Here is a 20675-nt window from a genome sequence, read left to right on the forward strand (position 1 = left end):
AACCCTGATCGGGTTTAACGACACAAAAAATCTTTGCCAATCTCGCTAGGATGTTTCCCAGAAATCCTCTGAGGTGATTCATGTCGGTGTTGGTGTTTGAGGGTTTTTTGTCCACGCCTGAGATGTTGAAGGTGTTGGATCAGTCGTCCATCGTGCAGTCCATGATGGACTTTGAAGCGGCCCTGGCGAAAGCCCAAGGGCGCGTCGGGGTGATCCCGGCCTCGGCCGCGCAGGCGATTGCCAGCCTGTGCCGGGCCGAGCTCTACGATATCAATGCCCTGGTCGCAGCCAGTGCGCGCGACGGCAGCCTGGCGATCCCGGTGGTGCGCCGCCTGGCCGAGACGGTGGCCTTGTTCGATCCGGTCGCGGCCGGCTTTGTGCACTGGGGCGCGACCAGCCAGGACGTGATCGATAGCTCGCAGATTTTGCTGACGCGCCGCGCCCTGCAGCTGATCGAGGACGATTTGCTGCAGCTGATCAGCCTGCTGCTCGATCTGGCCGATGCCCATCCGGTCACGCCGGTGCTGGCGCGCACGCTTTTGCAGGCGGCCCAGGTCAGCAGCCTGCGCTTCCGCCTGGCCGCCTGGGTGCTGCCCTTGCTGCGTGCCGCGCAGGCCTTGCGCCATGCGGCCGACGCGGCCTTGCAACTGCAGTTTGGTGGGGCGGTGGGTACCTTGTCGGCTCTGGGCGAGCAGGCCGATGCGGTCAGCGCCGCCTTGGCCTCGGAACTGCGCCTGCCCGTGCCCGAGATGCCCTGGCATTCGCAGCGCGACCGTATGGTGCGCCTGTGTGCCGAGTTAGGAGTGCTGTGTGGTTCCCTGGGCAAGCTGGCGCGGGATATCTCCCTGCTCTCGCAGACCGAGATCGCCGAGATGGTGGAGCCCGACGGCGCCAGCCCGACGCGGCCGCGCAGCCCCTCAAGAGCAATGCCCCACAAGCGCAACCCGGTTTATTCCATGCTGGCCCTGGCCGCCGGCCAGCGCGCGCCGCAGCGGGTGGCGGCCTTGCTGGGCAGCATGGTGCAAGAGTTCGAGCGTGGCCTGGGCGGCTGGCAGGCGGAGCTGGCCGAGACCGTCAGCCTCTTGATGCACACCCATGGCTCGGTGCGTGCCATGGTCACGGCCCTGAGTGGTCTCAAGGTCTACCCGGAGCGCATGCGGCTCAATGTGGAGGCGCAGCACGGCCTGGTCTTCGCCGAAGGCCTGACGATGTTGCTGGCCGGCCCGCTGGGGCGGCTGGAGGCGCAGAGCCTGGTGGAAGGCTTGTGCGCCCAGGTGCAGGAGGCCGAGGAGGGCGAGGGGCCGGAGGAAGGCCATAACCTGGCCGCTGCCGCCCGCGCGCTGGTCCAGCGAGACGAGCGCTTGCGAGACGAGATCCGGGCTGCCGAGCTGGACGCCGTATTCGATGTGGAGCGCGTCGCCGCCCAGGCCGATCAAAGAGTGGCCAAGGCCTTGGCCCAGGCCCGCGAGGGTTTGACCGCGCTGCAGGATGAGCCGCATTGGTGAGCCGAATGGCAGAGCCCGGCCGCCTGGTTCAGCGCCTGGCGATCTGATCCAACGCAAGGTCGAGCGCGCGTCGGGGCGAGCTGAGAACAGGGCAGGTCTGGGGCGCGGGGTGGCGGCCGGAGTCGGGTGTAAGGTCTGACTCAGGATTGCAGGTACACACTCACGTCCAAATCCTGCTGTTTTGTTCGAATTCCCAGCGAGCCCCGCCCCCATGTCAGTCCAAGATCTGTACCAACAAAAGCGTCGCAGCGCCGACGATGCGATCGCCCTGCTCAAGAACGATGACTTCATCATCGTGCCCACCGGTGTGGGTGAGCCGCCGACCCTGCTGAGCGCCTTGTCCGACCAGCGTCGGCGCTTCCGCAATATCCGCATCGCCCAGATCCTGCCGGTGCGCAAGTTTGGCTATTTCGACCCCGAGACCACCGAGCATGTGCGACATATCGCCTTCTTCTACGGTGGCGCCTCGCGCCAGGGGGGCAAGGAGGGCTGGATTGATTTCATTCCCAGCTACTTCTCCGAGATGCCGGCCTTGATCGAGCGGGGTCTGATCCCCGCCGATGTGGTCTTCGCCATGGCCTCGCCCATGGACCAGCACGGTTACTTCTCCCTCAGCCTGGGGGCGGACTACACCATGGCCGCCGTCGCGCGCGCCCGCATCATCGTGCTTGAGGTGAATCCGAATGTGCCCTATGCGAATGGCAACTGCCATGTGCACATCTCGCAGATCTCGGCCCTGGTGGAAAGCAGCGAGCCGGTGATGGAGGTGGGCCTGCCCAAGATCGGCCCGGTGCAGCAAGCCATCGGAAAGTATGTGGCCGACATGATCGAGGACGGCTCTACCCTGCAGATCGGCTACGGCGGCATTCCCGACGCGGTGGTAATGCAGCTGACTTCCAAGCGCGATCTGGGCATCCATACCGAGATGATTGGCGACGGCATCCTGACCCTGATCGAGTCCGGCGCCGTCACCAACCGGCGCAAGAACTATCTGCCCGGCAAGATGGTGGCCACCTTCGCCCTGGGTTCCAACAAGCTCTACCGCTTCATGGATCGCAATCCGGGCCTGGAGATGCACCCGGTGGACTTCACCAACGATCCCTACCTTGCTGGCAAAAACGACAATCTCGTGGCCATCAACGCCACCTTGCAGATCGATCTGCTGGGCCAGTGCGGCTCGGAGAGCTTGGGTCCCACGCCTTACTCAGGCACCGGCGGCCAGAGCGACTTTGTGCGGGCGGCGAATCGTTCCAAAGGCGGCAAGGCCTTCATCGTCGTGCCCTCTACGGCCAAGGACGACAGCATCAGCCGCATCGTGCCCACGCTCACGCCAGGCACGCATATGAGCACGAGCAAGAACGACATCAACTATGTCGTGACCGAGTTCGGCGTGGCCCAGCTGCGCGGCAAGTCCGCCAAGCAACGCGCGCAGGAGCTGATCGCTATCGCCCACCCCAGCTTCCGCGCCGAACTGACGGCCGAGGCCAAGAAGCTCAATCTGCTCTGAGCGGCGGTTTCTAGACGCGCGCCTCAGCCGGGCGCGGCTTGCTCGCGTGGCATGATGGTTCGAAAGACGACCGTGCTTGCGCTGAGGAGGCGTGATGAAAGCTCCAACCGCCTGGGTGATTCTGCTTTTGTTGCTTGCGGGCCTGCTGGGTTTACCGGCCTGGCCGGCGGGCGGCTCGCCCGACTTGCAGCGCTGGACGCTGTATCTCGATGCGCTGTATCTGAGTGGCTATCTGGCCATAGGCCTGATGGCCGTGGCCATGCTGCTGGCCCTGCGTTTGCCGCGCTTGGAAGGCTGGCTGGGCGGGCTGGATCAGGCCTATCGCCTGCACCGCCACCTGGCCCAGTGGGGCATCGTTTTAGCCCTGTTTCACTACCTGCTACGCCTCGGCGTTAAGCAGCTGCGTGCGGCGGGCTGGATGATCAAGCCCGAAGGCCTGCCCAGCAATGCACTTGAGTTCTTGCGGCCTCTGCACGGCACGGCCAAGGACTTGGCCGAATGGACGCTGTATCTGGCCGCTGCCCTGGTATTGGTGGCCTTGTGGCGGCGCGTGCCTTACCGCTGGTTTGCGCGCCTGCACCGCCTGCTGCCGGTGGCCTTTCTGCTGATGGTTTATCACAGCCTGGTGTTTCTGCCCCTGGGCTACTGGCAGGGCCTGGGTCTGCCAGCGGCCGGCCTGATCCTGGGCTTGATGGCGCTGGGCACGGTGGCGGCGCTGCTGTCCTTGTTCGGCCGGGTTGGCCAACGCCGCCGGGTGGCGGGCGAACTGCTGGAAGTCAATCGTCTGCCCCTGGACGTGCTTGAGTTGCGGATCAAGCTGGCCGAGGGCTGGCCCGGTCACGACAGCGGCCAGTTCGGTCTGGCGACTTTTGATAGCCGTGAAGGCGCCCATCCCTTCACCATCGCTTCCAGCTGGAAGGGCGATGGTGAGTTGCGCTTCGCCATCAAGGCCCTGGGCGACTACACCCGCGTCTTGCCCACACGTTTGGCGCCGGGCGACCCAGTCTGGGTGGAGGGGCCTTACGGGCGTTTTGTCTTTGCCGACAGCAAGCCTCACCAGATCTGGGTGGGTGCAGGCATAGGCATGACGCCTTTTCTGGCCCGCCTGCAGGAGTTGGCCCAGCGTCGCCAAGACCTGGGTAGCCAGGGCTGCGAGGCGGCTGCCTTGCTGGAGCAGGGCGTTGACCTTTTCTACTGCACTCGCAAGGGCGACCCCGACATCACCCAGCGCATCCGTGACTTGGCGGGCGCGGCAGGGGTGAGGCTACATGTGCTGGAGTCTTCGACCCAGGGGCAGCTGAGCGCCCAGCGCCTGATGCAAGAAGTGCCGCAGTGGCGCGAGGCCAGTCTGTGGTTCTGTGGCCCGGCTCGATTCGGCCAGGCTCTGCGCGAGGGGCTGAGTGCGGCCGGCCTGGCCGCGGGTGATTTTCACCAAGAGGCCTTCGAGTTCCGTTGAGTTGTGGGCGCTATTCGCGCGCATCAGCGAGGCGGCTTTGAGCGGGCGGGCCAGGGTAGGGGGCGGGCCTACAAGTGCCTGTTGATCGGGGATGGCGTCATGCCGCTAGGGCGTCGCGCCCGTTGCTGCTTGCCGGATTGAAGGGCGCTTGACCCAGACTTAGGTCAAACACAGCTCAAAAACACCGGATCCCAGCGTTACTACTTAAGGGATTTTCCAAGCTTCAAGCTGCAAGTTAGGGGTGTCAAATGTAACTTTGAGTTGTATCAGCCAATATTTCACAGAACGCTCGCTAGACTTGCGCCTGTTGGATTCGATCCCCTGATTTCAGTGGTTGACAAGTGAGCGATGAATGATTGATGTGTCAAATGTTGCCGAGTTTCGGCGCGCGCCTTCCGCTCTGAACATCCAGACGGCCGCTCACGAGAATTTGGGTCAAGCCCGCGGTTTGGTTGCCCGTCGCTATGCCGACCGCGGCTATTTGTGCAAGGACCTGAGCACGCAAGCCGATGGCGCCGAAATCATCTGCTCCGCGTTTGATGGCATGACCACGGTGGGCACCATCGCCGTGCGCTTTGATTCCCCCCAAGGTCTGCGTGCCGACGCCATTTTTGGCGAGGAGTTGCAGGCCTTGCGCGCCAAGGGCGCCAGCTTGTGCGAGTTCGGCCGCCTGGCGCTGGACCACCATGTCTGCGATAACAAGGAACTGCTGGCCCGACTCTTCCATGTGGCTTATCTGCATGCCCACCGTCTGGCTGGCTGCAAAACCCTGGTGATCGAGGTCAACCCCCGCCACGTGCCTTTTTATCGCCGCATGTTGGGCTTTCAGGTCCATAGCGAGGCGCGGCTGAATCCCCGCGTCAATGCGCCGGCCGTGTTGATGACGCTGGACCTGGTCTGGGGTAGCGAGCAGGTGGGCCTGTATGGCGGCCGCCCCGCCAGCGCGAGCAGCACCCGTACTCTCTACCCCTACTTCTACGGCGTCGAGGAAGAGATCGCCTTGCTGGCCAAGATGCGCCAGTAAACGGATCAGGCCCTTAGGCGTTCATGCCTGCCGCCAGCCCAGCTGGCGAGACAATTCTCGCCCTGTCTTTTGCAGGGCCAGAGCCAAGGGCCCGTCCAGGGCCAGATCGAAATGACCGCTGGGGCCAATCGCCGTGAGGCTGAGCACCATGCGCCCCTGATCGTCCAGCACCGGCGCCGCCAGCGCGCTGACGCCGTGCACCACCCCGTCGCGTGAGCTGGCCAGGCCGGCTTGGCGCGCCTGGCCCAGCTCGGCCTCAAAAGCCTTGTCCATTGCCGCGCGCTGCTTGGCGTCCAGGGGATTGAGGGCGTCTTCCGCCGCCAGGGCTTGCTGCACCTGGGTCGGGGCTAAGAAGGCCGCAAACAAGCGCCCCGAGGCCGTGCCTCGCAAGCTCATCACCGTGCCATGGCGCATGCTGATGTGCACGGGGCTGGGCGCCTCCGCCACCCGCACGATGGTGGGGCCGCGATTGCCCCAGACCGCGATCGCCACCGTATGCCCCAGGCTTTGCGCCAACTCCTCGATACGTGGCGTGGCCAGGCGCACCGGTTCGTACTGCTGCAAGCTGATCAAACCCAGCTGTAAGGCCAAAGGCCCCAGGCCGTAGCGGCCGCTGCTGGCTTCTTGTTCCACCAGGCCCAGCTTGATGAAGCTGACCAGATAGGGGTGGGCCTTGGCCGGCGCCATCTGGCCCTCGCGCGCCAGGTCTTTCAAAGCCATGGGCCGACCTTGGTGAGCCAGGGCAATCAGCAACTGGCCGCCGACCTCGATGCTCTGGATGCCGCGTGGCCCACGCTCGGTGTTTTCTTCTGTGGAGGGGAGGGCGCTGGAACTCATGGGCGCTGATTAGACCCGAAATCAAGGGCTTGGTACTCAAGAAAATTAGCCATAGACAAATGAATTTAACTTTGATTAAATTCGAGCCCTGCTGAACACCGCGCCCGCTCCGCCGTTTTTGACCGGGTCCTCATCGCCATCAACCCAGCCCAAAGCCATGACTCAAGCGCCCAAGACCTTTGCCTCCCAAGCCGACCTCGAAGTCAAGAAGGTCAGCTTCGACAAGCTCTCCGAGCATGCTTACGCCTACACGGCCGAGGGCGATCCGAATACCGGCATCGTGATCGGCGACGACGCGGTGATGGTGATAGACACGCAAGCCACGCCGGCCATGGCGCAGGACGTGATCCGCCGCATTCGCGAGGTCAGCGACAAGCCGATCAAATACGTGCTCTTGAGCCACTACCACGCGGTGCGGGTGCTGGGTGCCTCGGCTTACGCGGCGGAAGGCTGCGAGCAAATCATTGCCAGCCAAGACACTTACGAGTTGATCCTTGAACGCGGCGAGCAAGACAAGGCCAGCGAGATCGGCCGCTTTCCCCGCCTGTTCGCCAATGTGGAAACCGTGCCGCCCGGCCTGACCTGGCCCACGCTCACATTCACCGGCAAGATGACGCTGTGGCTGGGCAAGCTGGAGGTGCAGATCCTGCAACTGGGCCGTGGCCACACCAAGGGCGACACGGTGGTCTGGCTGCCGCAGGACCGGGTGCTGTTCTCGGGTGATTTGGTGGAGTTCGACGCCACGCCCTATGCCGGCGACGCCTACTTCCAGGACTGGCCGCAGACCCTGGATAACTTGGCGGCGCTCAAGCCCGCCAAGCTGGTGCCTGGCCGTGGCCCGGCTTTGCAGACCGAAGCCCAAGTGGCCGCAGGCCTGGCCGGCACGCGCGCCTTTGTGTCGGAGCTGTATGCCAGCGTCAAGGCCGGTGCCCAGGCCAAGCAAGACCTCAAGAGCGTCTACCGCGAAACCTATGAACGCCTGGCGCAGAAGTATGGCCACTGGGTCATCTTTGCCCACTGCATGCCTTTTGATGTGACCCGTGCCTATGACGAGGCCAGCGGCCATGTGGACCCGCGCATCTGGACGGCCGAGCGTGATCTGGCCATGTGGCAAGCGCTGGAAGCTTGATTAAAAAATCGGCCAGGCAAGACCTGACCCCATCCACGGAGACAAGAAGCCATGAAGATCGAACGCATCCACCACGTTGCCTACCGCTGCAAAGACGCCAAGACCACCGTGGAGTGGTATGAGAAGCATTTGGGCATGAAGTTTGTGCTGGCAATTGCCGAGGACAAAGTGCCCTCCACCCATGCGCCCGACCCCTATATGCATCTGTTCTTGGATGCCGGCGGCGGCAATATCCTGGCGTTTTTCGAGTTGCCCAATTCGCCGGAAATGGGGCGCGACACCAACACCCCGGAATGGGTGCAGCACATCGCCCTCAAGGTGGGCAGCGTGGCCGAATTGGAGGCGGCCAAGGCCAGTCTGCAGGCTGCCGGCATCGAAGTGATCGGCGTGACCGACCACACCATCTTCAAGAGCATCTACTTCTTCGACCCCAATGGCCACCGCCTGGAACTGGCCGCCGATGTGGGCACGCCCGAGATGTACGCCAAGCTCGATGCCTGCAAGCGCGAAATGCTGGAGGAATGGACGCTGACGAAACGGGCGCCCAAGCATGCCGCCTGGATGCACGACAAGGAATTTCAAGCTTAAGCAGAGCTGAGCCTTGCGGCGGCCTTGTTGATCTCGACGAGGCCTGTTTCTTGTGGTTCCCATCACATTGGGCCAGGAGTCCTCATGCAGAAGACTTACCGCTACCCCGAGTTCCCCTATGTGCAAAGCGCCGAGCAGCGCGATGCAGAGTTCCTCCAGCACCCGCTGGTGATCATCGGCGCCGGGCCAGTGGGCTTGTCGATGGCGCTGGACTGCGCCTCGCGTGGCATCAAGACCGTGGTGCTGGACGATAACAACAGCGTCAGCATAGGCTCGCGAGCCGTCTGCTATGCCAAGCGCAGCCTGGAGGTTTGGGATCGCCTGGGCGTGGCCGCGCCCCTGGTGGCTCAGGGTGTGAGCTGGCAGGTGGGCAAGGTCTTCTTCAAGGACGAGCTGGCCTATCAATTCGACCTGCTGCCGCAAGCCGCCCAGCAGATGCCGGCCATGATCAATCTGCAGCAGTACTACCTGGAAGAGGAGCTGGTGCGTGCCTGCCAGTCCCATCCCTTGGTGGACCTGCGCTGGAAGCACAAGCTGCTGAGCCTCAAGCAGGGCGAGGGCGTGCAAGGCGCGCGCCTGACGGTGGAAACACCCGACGGCGTCTTCGAGCTGGGGGGCGACTGGGTGATTGCCTGCGACGGTGCTAACAGCGATACCCGACGCATGCTGGGTGCAGAGTTCAGCGGCCAGTTCTTCCAGGACCGCTTCCTGATCGCCGACGTGGTGATGAAGGCCGACTTTCCCACCGAGCGCTGGTTCTGGTTCGACCCGCCTTTCCATCCAGGCCAATCCGTCTTGCTGCACAAGCAAGCCGACAATGTCTGGCGCATCGACTTCCAGCTGGGCTGGGATGCCGACCCGGTGGAGGAGAAGAAGCCCGAACGGGTGATTCCGCGCATCCAGGCCATGTTGGGCGCCGAGGTGGAGTTTGAGCTGGAATGGGTTTCGGTCTATCAGTTCGCCTGCCGCCGCATCGACCAGTTCCGCCATGGCCGGGTGCTGTTTGCCGGTGATGCCGCCCACCAGGTCTCGCCCTTCGGCGCACGCGGCGCCAACACCGGTGTGCAAGATGCCGACAACCTGGCTTGGAAGCTCAAGGCCGTGATGGACGGCGTCGCGCCCGAGCGCCTGCTGGACAGTTATCACGAGGAACGTGCCTTTGCCAGCGATGACAATCTGCGCCAAAGCACCCGCTCCACCGACTTCATCACCCCCAAGAGCCGCGCTTCCCTGCGCCTGCGCAATGCGGTGCTGGAGCTGGCCCGCAGCGAGCCATTCGCTCGGCCCCTGGTCAATAGCGGCCGGCTGTCGACACCCACACCGTATCTGCAGTCCTCTCTGAATACGCCCGATTTTGAGGGCGCCTTCACGGCCGGCCTGCCGCCCGGCAGCCCCTGCATGGATGCGCCCATCGAGGTAGCTGGCCAGCCGGACTGGCTGTTGCGCCAGCTGGGCCGCGGTTTTGTGCTCTTGACTTGGGGTCCGGCAGCGGCCGTGACGGTGGCCGGTGTCACAGCCCAGGCCCTGCGCGTGGGCCAAGACATCATCGACAGCGAGGGCTTGCTGGCTCAGCGCTTCGATGCTGAGCCTGGCACGGTCTATCTGATACGCCCCGATCAATATGTGGCCGCCCGCTGGCGCACCTATGCCCCGGCCCAGATCAGCGCCGCTTTGCGCCGCGCTCTCGCACTGGAGGAGACCTTGGCATGAATAACAAGAGCTTGAACCGCGCGCCCAATATCCCCGACCCCGATGGTTTTTACGAGGAACTGATCAATGCCCAGCGTGACCTCAGCGACGAGCAGGCCGACATCTTTGTGTCCAAATTGGCGCTGATACTGGCCAACCATGTGGGCGAGCGCGCGGTCTTGCGCGAAGCCCTGGGCCTGGCCCGCAACAACACTTTGTCGATGAATGAATGAATAAACTGAACTATCAAAGCGGCTTCGGCAACCAGCACAGCAGCGAGGCCGCTCCCGGCGCCTTGCCCCTGGGCCGCAACAGCCCTCAGCGTGCGCCTCTGGGCCTGTATGCCGAGCTGCTTTCCGGCGCGGCCTTCACCGCGCCGCGGGTGGAAAACCTGCGGACCTGGCTCTACCGTCGCCAACCCTCGGTGGTGGTGGGCGGCTATCAGCCCCTGGCCCATGCTTATCTGAAAACCGGCGCGGCACAGGCACAGCTCTCGCCGCCGGACCCGCTGCGATGGGCGCCCACGGCCATTCCTGCGGAGCCGACTGACTTCGTTCAAGGCCTGCGCACCCTGGTCGTCAACGGCGATCCCGATGCCCATACCGGCATGGCCGCTCACCTCTACCTGGCCAATCGCTCCATGGAGCGCAGCGCCTTCATCAATGCCGACGGCGAGATGTTGATCGTGCCCCAGCAGGGCAGCTTGCGCTTGACGACGGAGTTAGGCCTGCTGGATGTGCGGCCGGGTGAAATCTGCGTCGTGCCGCGCGGCATGGCTTTCAAGGTCGCCGTGGAGGGGCCATCGCGCGGCTATGTTTGCGAGAACTATGGGGCGGCCCTGCGCCTGCCCGAGCTGGGTCCCATCGGCTCCAACGGCCTGGCCAATGCGCGCGACTTTCTGGCGCCGGTGGCGCATTTCGAGCCCGAGCCTGGGGCTTACGAGATCATCAAGAAGTTCGGCGGCCAGCTTTGGCGCGCGTCGCAGGCCCACACGCCTTTCAATGTGGTGGCCTGGCATGGCAATCTGACGCCTTACAAATACGACACGGCGAACTTCATGACCATCGGGTCGATCAGCTTTGATCACCCCGACCCCAGCATCTTCACCGTGCTGACTTCGCCCTCCGACACCCCAGGCTGGGCCAATGTGGACTTCGTCATCTTCCCGCCGCGCTGGATGGTGGCCGAAGACAGCTTCCGCCCGCCCTGGTACCACCGCAATGTGATGAGCGAATTCATGGGCCTGGTGCTGGGTCAGTACGACGCCAAGCCCGAGGGCTTCAAGCCCGGCGGCGCCAGCCTGCACAATGCTTTTGTGCCGCACGGCCCGGACACCGAGGCCTTTGCCAAAGCCAGCAGCGCGGAGCTCAAACCGCACAAGCTCGACAACACCCTGGCCTTTATGTTTGAGACCCGCTGGCGCTTGCAGCCCACCGAATTCGCCCTGCAAGGCGGCAGCCTGGAGGCCAATTACGCGGCCTGCTGGCAAGGCCTGAACGATTCATTTGAACAATAAGTCAACAGAAGACGCAGCCATGATCGACCACACCCACAACCCCGCCGCCCAGAGCTGGGTCGCCAGCGCCAATGAAGAGGGCAGCGAGTTCCCGATTCAGAATCTGCCCTATGGCCTGTTCCGCCGCGCCGGCTCGAATGAGAGCGCCCGCGTCGGCATCGCCATCGGCGACCAAGTCCTGGACCTCAAATTGGCCGCCTCTGCAGGCAAATGGAGCAGCGCCGTGCAGGTGCTGCTGCAGCCCCTGGCCGATGGCGATCTGAACCGCTTCATGGCCCAGCCCGCCGCCCAGCGCCGTCTGCTGCGCCATGCGCTGTTCGAGGCCTTGAGCGCTGGCAGCCCGCAAGAGACCGCGCTGCGCGCCGCCTTGCTGCCGCAGGCGATTGCTCAGATGGCCGTGCCCTGCCGCATCGGCGACTACACCGACTTCTACACCGGCATCCACCACGCCACCACGGTGGGTAAGCTGTTCCGTCCGGACAACCCGCTGCTGCCCAATTACAAATGGGTGCCCATCGGCTACCACGGCCGTAGCTCTTCCATCGGCGTAAGCGGCGGCACGGTGCGCCGGCCCCTGGGCCAGCTGAAGGCGCCGGACGCCGAAGTGCCGGTGCTGGGCGCGTGTAAGCGCCTGGACTATGAGCTGGAGCTGGGCGTCTTCGTCGCGGGCGGAAATGATCTGGGTGAGCCCATTCCCATGGCCCAGGCGGACGAGCATCTGTTTGGCCTGACCTTGTTGAACGATTGGTCGGCCCGCGATATCCAGGCCTGGGAGTACCAGCCCCTAGGCCCCTTCCTGGCCAAGAATTTCGGCAGCACCATCTCGCCCTGGATCGTCACGATGGAAGCGCTGGAGCCTTTCCGCATCGCCTTTGAACACCCGGCCGAGGACCCCCAGCCCTTGCCCTATCTGGACTCGGCCAAGAACCGCGCCGAGGGTGGTTACGACATCGAGCTGGAAGTCTGGCTGCAGACCGAAAAGATGCGTGCCCTGGGCGAGCCCGCCACCCGCCTGATGCGCTCCAACTTCAAGCATGCCTACTGGACCGTCGCCCAGATGCTGACCCATCACGCCAGCAATGGCTGCAATCTGCAGCCAGGCGATTTGCTGGGCACCGGCACCTTGTCGGGGCCCGATGCTGCCGAGGGCGGCTCTTTGCTGGAGCTGTCCATGGGCGGCAAGCAAGACCTGACCCTACCGAACGGCGAGACCCGCAAGTTCTTGCAAGACGGCGACACCGTCATCCTGCGCGGCTATGCCCAGCGCGAGGGCGCGCGCCGCATCGGCTTTGGGGACTGCAGCGCCACCATCGTGGCCGCACCCGCCCTGGCTTGAGGTTTAGGCGGCTTCCTAGCAGCCTGATTCAGCTTGAGTCAGGCGGTGCAGGGCCGCCAAGCCCACCGGCTCCTCGGCCAGCAAGGGCAGCAGGGCGTAGCGCTTGGCGTGCTGCTGGCGCACCTGCTCGATCTGCACCCGCTCCTTGAGCCCGCGCTGCAGCAGCAAGGGCGCTTGCGTGTGCGCCGCCGCCACGCTGTTGTTGATGACCCAGGCCCAGGGCTCAATGCCGGCGCGACGCAGGTCTGCCTGTAACTGCGCAGCCTCCAGCACCGGGGTCTGCTCGGCCAGGGTGACGATCAATACCTTGGTCTTCTGTGGGTCCTGCAACTGCATCATGGGCGTGGTGTAGTGCAGGCCCGTGCCCTGCATCTGGCGGGCTATCTCGCGGTGGTAGGCGCCGGTGGCGTCCAGGAGCAAGAGCGTGTGGCCGGTGGGCGCCGTGTCCATCACCACAAACTTGCGGCCGGCCTCGCGGATGATGCGGGAGAAGGCCTGGAACACGGCAATCTCCTCGGTGCAGGGCGAACGCAGGTCTTCTTCCAGCAAGGCCAGGCCGGCGGCGTCTAGCTTTTTGCCCTTGCTGGCGATGACCTGGGCGCGGTAGCGCTCGGTCTCGGCGTGGGGTTCGATGCGGCTGATCGTTAGCTGATCCAGCGTGCCGTCCAGGGTCTCCAGCAAGTGCGCCGCCGGGTCCGAGGTGCTCAGGTGCACCGGCAGGCCACGCTCGGCCAGGGCCACGGCCAGGGCGGCCGCCAGCGTGGTCTTGCCCACGCCGCCCTTGCCCATGACCAGAATCAGACCGTGGCCGGGCAGGGCGATCTCGTCCAGCAAGTCGGCCAGGTGGGGGGCTTGCAAGGGGCTGCTGGCTTGTGGGCTTGAGGCTGTACTGGTTTTGTTTTCGTCGAAGAAGCGGCGCAGTGAGTCCACACCCACCAGATCGAAGGCTTGCAGCGGCAGCTCATCGCGGATCAGGCTTTGCAAAGGAGCGGGCATGGCTTGGATGGCGGCCTGCTCACGTCGCCGCACCGCAGCGGCCAGCGCGTCGTGTGCCGCTTCACTCGCTGGCAAGAGGCCGTTGATCACCAAGCGCTGCTCGCTCAAGCCCACCCGCGCTAATTCCTCATGCGTGCGGGCCACCTCGCGCAGGCTGCTGGCCTGGGCGCGGGCCACCAGCAGCAATCGGGTGCGGGCGGGGTCTGACAAAGCCGCCACGGCGGCCTGGTATTGCTCGCGTTGCTTGTCCAGGCCGACCAAGGGCCCGAGGCAGGAGGCGTCGCCCTTGCCGCTGCGCAGGAACTCGTTCCAGGCGCCGGGCAGTTGCAGCAGGCGCAGGGTGTGGCCGGTGGGCGCGGTGTCGAATAGCACATGGTCAAAGCGCGTCATCAGGCTTGCGTCGGTGAGCAGGCCGGTGAACTCGTCAAAGGCGGCGATCTCGGTGGTGCAGGCGCCCGACAACTGCTCTTCCATGGCGCGCAACTCGTCGGCCGGCAAGTGGCCGCGCGCGGGCTCGACGATGCGGTCCCGGTAGCCTTGGGCGGCGGCATGCGGGTCTATCTCCATCGCCCACAAATTGCTCAGGCCTTGCAGGGCGGTGATCTGATTGCCAATCGCCTGGCCAAACACCTGGCCCACATTGGAGGCCGGGTCGGTGCTGACCAAGAGCACCCGCTTGCCCGCATCGGCCAGGCGCAGGGCGCTGGCGCAGGCCAGCGAGGTTTTGCCCACGCCACCCTTGCCGGTGAAGAAGGCGAAACGAGGCAGGTTTTGCAGGAATCTCATGGCGGGCTTCGTGATGTGATGACTTGGCGGATCGCCAAATCCATGGCGCTGAGTCTGCCCCTTTTTTCTTGCGAGTGGCTGTCTTGAATCAATATTTCCATACTTATGGAATAATCGTTTCATGGAAGAACTCGAGGTCATACGCGCGTTGGCGTCCTTGGCTCAAAGCCACCGCCTGCGCATCTTTCGCCTGCTGGTGGTGGCCGGGCAGCAAGGCCTGACGCCGGGCGCCCTGGCCGAAGCGTTGGAGTTGCCGGCGGCCACCCTGTCCTTTCACCTGAAGGAGTTGAGCCAGGCGGGGCTGTTGAGCCAGCAGCGCTTGGGGCGCAATCTGGTCTACCGCGCGGATTTCGAGCGCATGAACGGCTTGTTGGCCTATCTGGGCGAGAACTGCTGTCAGGGCGAGGCCTGCCTGGATGTGCGACCCAAGTCCTGCTGCTGAGCCTGAGATCACCGAGACATGACTGCACCGCTCAATTCGCCGCTGCCGCGCGCCTGCGCCTACTTTGCCGAGGCCTTAGGCACGGCCTTGCTGCTGGCCATCGTCATCGGCTCCGGCATCATGGCCGAGCATCTCAGCGGCGGCAATATCGCCCTTGCTTTGCTGGCCAATACGGCGGCGACGGTGGGCGGGCTTTACGTGCTGATCGAGGTGTTGGGCCCCGTCAGCGGCGCGCATTTCAATCCCGCGGTGAGCGCGGTGATGGCCTGGCGCGGTGAGCTGGTGCGCGGCGATCTGCTGCCCTATGTGCTGGCGCAAATGCTGGGCGCGGTGCTGGGGGCTTGGCTGGCCCATGCCATGTTTGATCTCAGCCTCATCCAAATTTCTACCAAGCCGCGTTTGGGTTTGGGGCAGTGGATTGCCGAGGCCGTGGCCACGGCGGGGCTGCTGCTGGTGATTCTGCGCGCTCCGGCAGGGCGTGCGTCTAGCCTGGTGGCGGCCTATATCGGTGCGGCCTATTGGTTCACCGCCTCCACCTCGTTCGCCAATCCGGCGGCCGCCTTTGGCCGCATGTTCAGCGATAGCTTTGCCGGTATCTCGCCGGCCAGCGTGCCCGGCTTTGTGCTCGCGCAATTGCTGGGTGCGGCCTTGGGCCTGGGCTTGCACGGCTTGTTGGGTGGCCGATTGAAAATCAGGAGTGAATTGAAATGACGCTGGATGAGAGCCTTCCCAATCTCGATGCGACGCTCTTCCACCCGCCCGACCCGCAGCGCCTGCGCCCGGCCGTGTTCAGCCAGCATGCGCCGCGCATTCTCCTGCTCTACGGCAGCCTGCGCGAGCGCTCCTATAGCAAGCTCTTGACGCTGGAGGCCGCCCGGCTGCTGCAGGCCATGGGTGCCGAGACCCGCATCTTCGACCCCACGGGCCTGCCCCTGCCCGATGCCGCACCCGAGAGCGATGCCAAGGTGCAGGAGCTGCGCGATTTGGTGGCCTGGAGTGAGGGCATGGTCTGGACCTCGCCCGAGCGCCATGGCGCCATGACCGGCATCATGAAGGCGCAGATCGACTGGATCCCGCTCAATAGCGGGGCGCTGCGCCCGACCCAGGGCAAGACCCTGGCGGTGATGGAGGTGTCGGGTGGTTCGCAGTCCTTCAACGCCGTCAACCAGATGCGCATCCTGGGCCGCTGGATGCGCATGATCACCATCCCCAACCAAAGCTCGGTCGCCAAGGCCTTTTTGGAATTCGATGAGGCGGGCCGTATGAAGCCTTCCAGCTATTACGAGCGGCTGGTGGATGTGATGGAGGAGTTGCTTAAGTTCACCTGGCTGACCCGCGATGTGTCGCCCTATCTGGTGGATCGCTACAGCGAGCGGCGCGAGTCGGCCGAGGCCTTGTCCAAGCGGGTCAATCAGCCCGCCCTCTGAGGCGACGGCTCAACATCTTTTCAGGCGCAGCCGGCCGGGTGAAAACCCCGAGCCGGCTTTTCTTTTTGTAGGGTCTGCCTTGCAAGCCAGGCGGGCTTTGTAAGCTGCTTGCAATGAAGTCCATCAAAGCGCAACGCGCTGCGCCAGCCGGGCCTGTAGCCGCTAAATTCCAGCCACCGAAACAACGATGCGCCTTGGCGCTTGTTGTTTCGCTGCCGGCGACTCACTCCAGGGTGACGTTTGGCCGGTGGACGAGCTGCACGATTGACTGAAAGATTGACCCAATTTGTTCGCCTGATCTTTAGCGATTGCCCAAATCCATTCGAGGAGCATCCCCGTGGCCCAAACCCCTGCCTTCAAGAAGAAGCATCTGCCCCATCTCATCGCCCTGATCCTGGGCTCCCTGGCCTTGCAGCCCGTGTTGGCGGCCGAGGACGCGCCTGCGGCGGACCCGGCCGACAAGCAGGCCGAGAAGCAAGCGGCGAAGCTGGATCTGGTGGAGATCACCGGCGTGCGCGCCACCTTGAAGCGCAATCTGGCGGAGAAGCGCGAGTCCCTCAATATCGTGGACTCCATCCGCGCCGAGGACGTGGGCAAGTTCCCGGACAAGAATGTGGCCGACTCCCTGCAGCGCGTGCCCGGCATCTCGGTGGACCGAGGCTGGGGCGAGGGCAAGGCGATTTTTGTGCGCGGCACCGACAAGAATCTGAACATGACGCAGATGAACGGCCAGGCCGTTTCGTCCTCGGAATGGTGGCTCAATGAGCCGCAGACCCGCAGCTTCAACTACGACATGCTGCCCTCCGAAATCGTCGGCAGCCTGGACGTGTTCAAGAGCCCTTCGGCCGATCTGGACGAAGGCAGCATCGGCGGCCTGGTCAACGTCAAGACCCGCAAGCCGCTGGACTTCAAGGAACGCCTGACGGTGCAGGGCGCCGTCGAGGCGGTCTATAGCAAGCTGCCCGGCAAGACCGACCCCCAGCTCTCGGGCTTGCTGAACTGGCAGACCGAGGACAAGAGCTTTGGCGTGATGCTGGCCGTCAACCAGCAAAAGCGCACCATGCGCCGCGATGGCCTGGAGATGTTTTCCGACGGCAAGTACAACATCGTGGACCAGAACGGCGTCAACACCCCGGCCTATGCCGCCTGGGGTGGCGGCTCGGCCATCTTCCGCCAGGACCGCGAGCGCACCACGGCCAATCTGGCCCTGCAGTTCCGCCCCAACGGCAATACCGATCTCGTGCTGAATTACATGAATTCAGACATGAAGATGAACAACAGCAACCAGAACTATCTCTGGCAGGCGGGCGGCCTGGCGGTGAACGGCAATATCGCCGTGACCGACCCCAAGTTCATCACCACCTCCGACGGAACCAAGGCCCTGGTCGGCGGCATCCTAGGCCCCAAGACCGGTGTGTCTTTTGAGCCCATCTACCGTACCTCCTACATCAAGTCCGATGTGCTGGATCTGGACGGCACGTACCAGGGTTCTAACTGGCGGCTGCATGGCCAGGCCGGCACCACCTCCAGCTCCGGCGGTAGCTCGCACGACTACCACTTCTGGATGGAAGGCGACACCCGCACCCAGATCAATATGGGCCCGGACCAGTACGGCGTGAAGTATCTGGACATCAGCCCTTTGGACCCCAAGGCCCTGACGCTGATCAATGGCAATGACCGCATCCGCAAGATGCAGGGCAAGGAAAACTATGTGCAAGGCGATGTCACCTTTGACTTCGACAACTCCCTGATCAATGCCGTCAAGATCGGCGCCAAGTTCCGTGACAACACCTTGCAGAACACCCGCATCCAAGGCACGGCCGGCCCGGGCTCGACGGGCTGGCAAGCCTTCTCACTGGCCGATCTCTCCACCGGCCCCTCGCCGCTGCTGAGCCAGCAGGCTGGCTCGCCCGGCGCGCTGACCCAGTACGCCTGGTTCGATGACGGCCTGGTCGCCAGCAAGGCCATCCCCATGTACGAAAAAGCCATGGTCTACAAGGATGTGCTGAGCGAGAACTACAAGATCAAGGAAAAGATCTCGGCCGCCTACGTCAAGGCCGAGTACGGCTCGGGCAAGCTGCGCGGTGACTTCGGCCTGCGCCTGGTCAAGACCCAGCAGACCTCGGAGGGCTATGCCCTGGCCGGCTCGGCTGGCTATGCGCCGATCAGCGTGAACAACAATTACACCGATGCCTTGCCCAACTTCAATCTGGTCTATGACCTGAGCAAGGAGGTGGTTGTTCGCGGAGCCATCTCGCGGGCCATGTCACGCCAGTCCTTTGATCTGCTCAACCCCGGCATGGTGCGGGACGGCACGGTGCTGAGCAAGGCCACGGCCGGCAATCCGCTGCTCAAGCCCATCCACTCCAACCAGGCGGAGCTGGGCGCGGAATGGTATTTCGCCGATGCCTCGCTGCTCTCGGGCACGGTCTTCATCAAGAAGCTCGACACCTTCACCTACCAAAGCGCCAAGTCCGAGGTGATCAATGGCGAGACCCTGACGGTGACCCGCCCCTACAACGCCGACAACGGCGCCGACATCAAGGGCTTTGAGCTGCAGTGGCAGCAGTCCTTTGGCAATAGCGGTTTTGGCTCGGTCTTGAACTACACCTATACCGATGCCAAGGCCGGCACGGTGGCAGGTCAACCGCGCTTGCAAGTGCTGGGCAACTCGCGTGACCAGTTCAATCTGAGCGGTTATTACGAGAAGAATGGCATCGCCCTGCGACTCTCCTACAACTACCGCTCCAAGTCCTACGGCAATCTGGACATGGGTGGCCAGGACGTGAACAGTGCTTACGGCCAGTGGGACGCCACCGCCAACTGGGACATCACGCCGAAGATCAGCCTCTACGCCTCGGCCGTCAACATCACCAACGAGCTGGTGCGCACCAACACCACGGACGGTCTGCCCATCGGCGTCTACGAGAACGGTGCCCGCTACGGCCTGGGCCTGCGCGCGAAGTTCTGAACCTAATGGGCCTGTTCATGGGCCGGCCTGCCTAGGGCAGCCGGCTCTTGACGGCTCAGTGCAAAGCCAGAGAAACGAGAGTCCAGCGAGATGAACGCCGTCATGCAAGCGAAGAAAAACGAAGTCGACCCCAGGTCCAGCGCGCCCAGCAGTTCCACCCGGGAGGTGGTGACGGCCATGTTGTTCATCGGCCTGCTGTTTTTCATCCTGGGTTTTGTGACCTGGTTGAATGGCTCGCTGATTCCATTCCTCAAGATTGTTTGCGATCTCAATAACTTCCAGGCTCTGTGGGTCACCTTTGCCTTCTACATCGCCTACACGGTGATGGCCTTGCCCTCGGCCGCCGTGCTGAGCCGGGTCGGCTACAAAAAAGGCATGAGCCTGGGCCTGGGCATCATGGCCCTGGGCGCGTTGATCTTCATCCCGGCCGCGCAGTCCAGCCAGTACGGCTACTTTTTGCTGGCCTTGTTCACCCTGGCCACCGGCATGACGCTGATGCAGACCGCCATCAACCCCTACATCGTCTGCATTGGTTCGCGCGAGAGTGCGGCCATGCGCATCAGCATCATGGGGCTGTTCAACAAGGGCGCGGGCATCGTCGTGCCCCTGGTGTTCTCGGCCCTGATGCTCTCGGGCATGGACAAATACTCTGACAGCGCCTTGGCCGCGCTGGACCCAGCCGGCCGCGAGCTGCTGCGGGCCGAGCTGGCGGCGCGCCTGATCTACCCTTATGCGGTGATGGCGCTGGCCTTGCTGGTCTTCATGGTCATCATCCATTTCTCCCCCTTGCCTGAGCTGAGCGAAGAAAAGGATGCTGAGGCCCAGCAGGACAAGCCGGTTCGCGCCCTGGGTGTCTTGCAGTTCCCGCAGCTGGTCTTGGGCGCCATCGCCTTGTTCGCCTACGTGGGCGTGGAGGTGATTGCCGGTGACACCATCGGCCTCTACGGCCACCAGCTGGGTGTGCAGAACTTCGGCATCCTGACCTCCTACACCATGGGCTTTATGGTCCTGGGCTATTGCATAGGCGTGGTCGCCATCCCACGCTATATCTCGCAGGGCACGGCCTTGCTAGGCTGCGGCCTCGCCGGTTTGCTGTTCAGCTTGGGGGTGCTGTCCAGCTCACCGACCGACACCGGTTTCTCGCAAGTCCTGCTGGGCTGGGCCGGTGTGCCGGCCGTGCCCAATACCGTGCTTTGCCTGGCCTTGCTGGGCCTGGCCAATGCTCTGGTCTGGCCCTCGCTATGGCCCCTGGCCTTGCAAGGTCTGGGTCGCTACACGGCCGCCGGCTCGGCGCTCTTGATCATGGGCATTGCCGGAGGCGCCTTGTTGCCCATGCTGTACGGCCGGCTCTCGGACGCCAACGGCTCGCAGCAGGCCTACTGGATCATGCTGCCTTGCTATGTCTTGATCCTGGGTTATGCGGTCTGGGGTCACAAGCTGCGCAGCTGGTCGCGGGGCTGAGTTGA

17 protein-coding genes are annotated in these 20675 nt (G+C 63.8%); 15 read left to right on the forward strand and 2 right to left on the reverse strand.

The window, feature by feature from the left end:
• Positions 1–80: 80 nt before the first annotated feature.
• From DBR47_RS00355 to DBR47_RS00370, 4 genes are all read left to right on the forward strand, one after another.
• Positions 81–1505 carry a lyase family protein gene (locus DBR47_RS00355; RefSeq protein WP_124446023.1) on the forward strand — a complete coding sequence of 475 codons (1425 nt, stop codon included), beginning with the start codon at positions 81–83 and terminating at the stop codon, positions 1503–1505.
• 211 nt (positions 1506–1716) lie between these two features.
• Positions 1717–3012, forward strand: coding sequence for an acetyl-CoA hydrolase/transferase family protein (locus DBR47_RS00360; RefSeq protein ID WP_124446024.1), 1296 nt, complete (start codon positions 1717–1719; stop codon positions 3010–3012).
• 94 nt (positions 3013–3106) lie between these two features.
• Entirely contained in the window at positions 3107–4468 is a 1362-nt protein-coding gene (locus tag DBR47_RS00365) for a ferric reductase-like transmembrane domain-containing protein (protein WP_124446025.1), read from the forward strand.
• 352 nt (positions 4469–4820) lie between these two features.
• Positions 4821–5492 (forward strand): hypothetical protein, encoded by a 672-nt coding sequence (locus tag DBR47_RS00370; RefSeq protein ID WP_124446026.1) that lies wholly within the window; start codon positions 4821–4823, stop codon positions 5490–5492.
• A gap of 21 nt (positions 5493–5513) precedes the next feature.
• On the opposite strand, the gene DBR47_RS00375 is transcribed toward DBR47_RS00370, so the two are convergent.
• Positions 5514–6329 (reverse strand): IclR family transcriptional regulator, encoded by an 816-nt coding sequence (locus DBR47_RS00375; RefSeq protein WP_124446027.1) that lies wholly within the window; start codon positions 6327–6329, stop codon positions 5514–5516.
• Positions 6330–6486: 157 nt separating this feature from the next.
• On the opposite strand from DBR47_RS00375, the gene DBR47_RS00380 reads away from it, so the two are divergent.
• The 6 genes from DBR47_RS00380 (at position 6487) to fahA (ending at position 12587) form a co-directional block, all read left to right on the forward strand.
• Positions 6487–7458 (forward strand): MBL fold metallo-hydrolase, encoded by a 972-nt coding sequence (locus DBR47_RS00380; RefSeq protein ID WP_124446028.1) that lies wholly within the window; start codon positions 6487–6489, stop codon positions 7456–7458.
• A gap of 51 nt (positions 7459–7509) precedes the next feature.
• Positions 7510–8046 (forward strand): VOC family protein, encoded by a 537-nt coding sequence (locus tag DBR47_RS00385; protein ID WP_124446029.1) that lies wholly within the window; start codon positions 7510–7512, stop codon positions 8044–8046.
• An 84-nt stretch (positions 8047–8130) separates the two neighbouring features.
• On the forward strand, positions 8131–9756 hold the full coding sequence (locus tag DBR47_RS00390; RefSeq protein ID WP_124446030.1) for an FAD-dependent oxidoreductase: 1626 nt from the start codon (positions 8131–8133) through the stop codon (positions 9754–9756).
• Positions 9753–9968, forward strand: a complete 216-nt coding sequence (locus tag DBR47_RS00395; RefSeq protein ID WP_124446031.1) for a DUF2783 domain-containing protein — start codon at positions 9753–9755, stop codon at positions 9966–9968. The genes DBR47_RS00390 and DBR47_RS00395 overlap by 4 nt, the downstream gene beginning before the upstream one ends.
• Positions 9965–11251, forward strand: a complete 1287-nt coding sequence (gene hmgA / locus DBR47_RS00400) for a homogentisate 1,2-dioxygenase (RefSeq protein WP_124446032.1) — start codon at positions 9965–9967, stop codon at positions 11249–11251. The genes DBR47_RS00395 and hmgA overlap by 4 nt, the downstream gene beginning before the upstream one ends.
• Positions 11252–11270: 19 nt before the next feature.
• Positions 11271–12587, forward strand: a complete 1317-nt coding sequence (gene fahA, locus DBR47_RS00405; protein ID WP_124446033.1) for a fumarylacetoacetase — start codon at positions 11271–11273, stop codon at positions 12585–12587.
• Positions 12588–12602: 15 nt separating this feature from the next.
• Here the strand turns inward: fahA and arsA are convergent, their stop codons facing one another.
• Entirely contained in the window at positions 12603–14369 is a 1767-nt protein-coding gene (gene arsA, locus DBR47_RS00410) for an arsenical pump-driving ATPase (RefSeq protein ID WP_124446034.1), read from the reverse strand.
• A gap of 121 nt (positions 14370–14490) precedes the next feature.
• Here arsA and DBR47_RS00415 point away from each other — a divergent pair, with 121 nt between their 5' ends.
• The 5 genes from DBR47_RS00415 to DBR47_RS00435 all read left to right on the forward strand — a co-directional run bounded on the left by DBR47_RS00415 (position 14491) and on the right by DBR47_RS00435 (position 20670).
• A complete protein-coding gene (locus DBR47_RS00415; RefSeq protein ID WP_124446035.1) occupies positions 14491–14811 on the forward strand; it encodes a helix-turn-helix transcriptional regulator in 321 nt (106 codons plus the stop codon).
• 18 nt (positions 14812–14829) lie between these two features.
• Positions 14830–15522, forward strand: coding sequence for an MIP/aquaporin family protein (locus DBR47_RS00420; RefSeq protein ID WP_124446036.1), 693 nt, complete (start codon positions 14830–14832; stop codon positions 15520–15522).
• Positions 15519–16238, forward strand: a complete 720-nt coding sequence (gene arsH / locus DBR47_RS00425) for an arsenical resistance protein ArsH (protein ID WP_124446037.1) — start codon at positions 15519–15521, stop codon at positions 16236–16238. Before DBR47_RS00420 ends, arsH begins: the two co-directional genes overlap by 4 nt.
• Before the next feature lie 337 nt (positions 16239–16575).
• Positions 16576–19209, forward strand: a complete 2634-nt coding sequence (locus DBR47_RS00430) for a TonB-dependent receptor (RefSeq protein ID WP_231512058.1) — start codon at positions 16576–16578, stop codon at positions 19207–19209.
• Positions 19210–19311: 102 nt separating this feature from the next.
• Positions 19312–20670, forward strand: coding sequence for a sugar MFS transporter (locus tag DBR47_RS00435; RefSeq protein ID WP_197046784.1), 1359 nt, complete (start codon positions 19312–19314; stop codon positions 20668–20670).
• The last annotated feature ends 5 nt before the right edge of the window (positions 20671–20675 follow it).

Origin of the sequence: Paucibacter sp. KBW04 (assembly GCF_003852425.1) — a bacterium.
GTDB lineage: Bacteria > Pseudomonadota > Gammaproteobacteria > Burkholderiales > Burkholderiaceae_C > Paucibacter_A.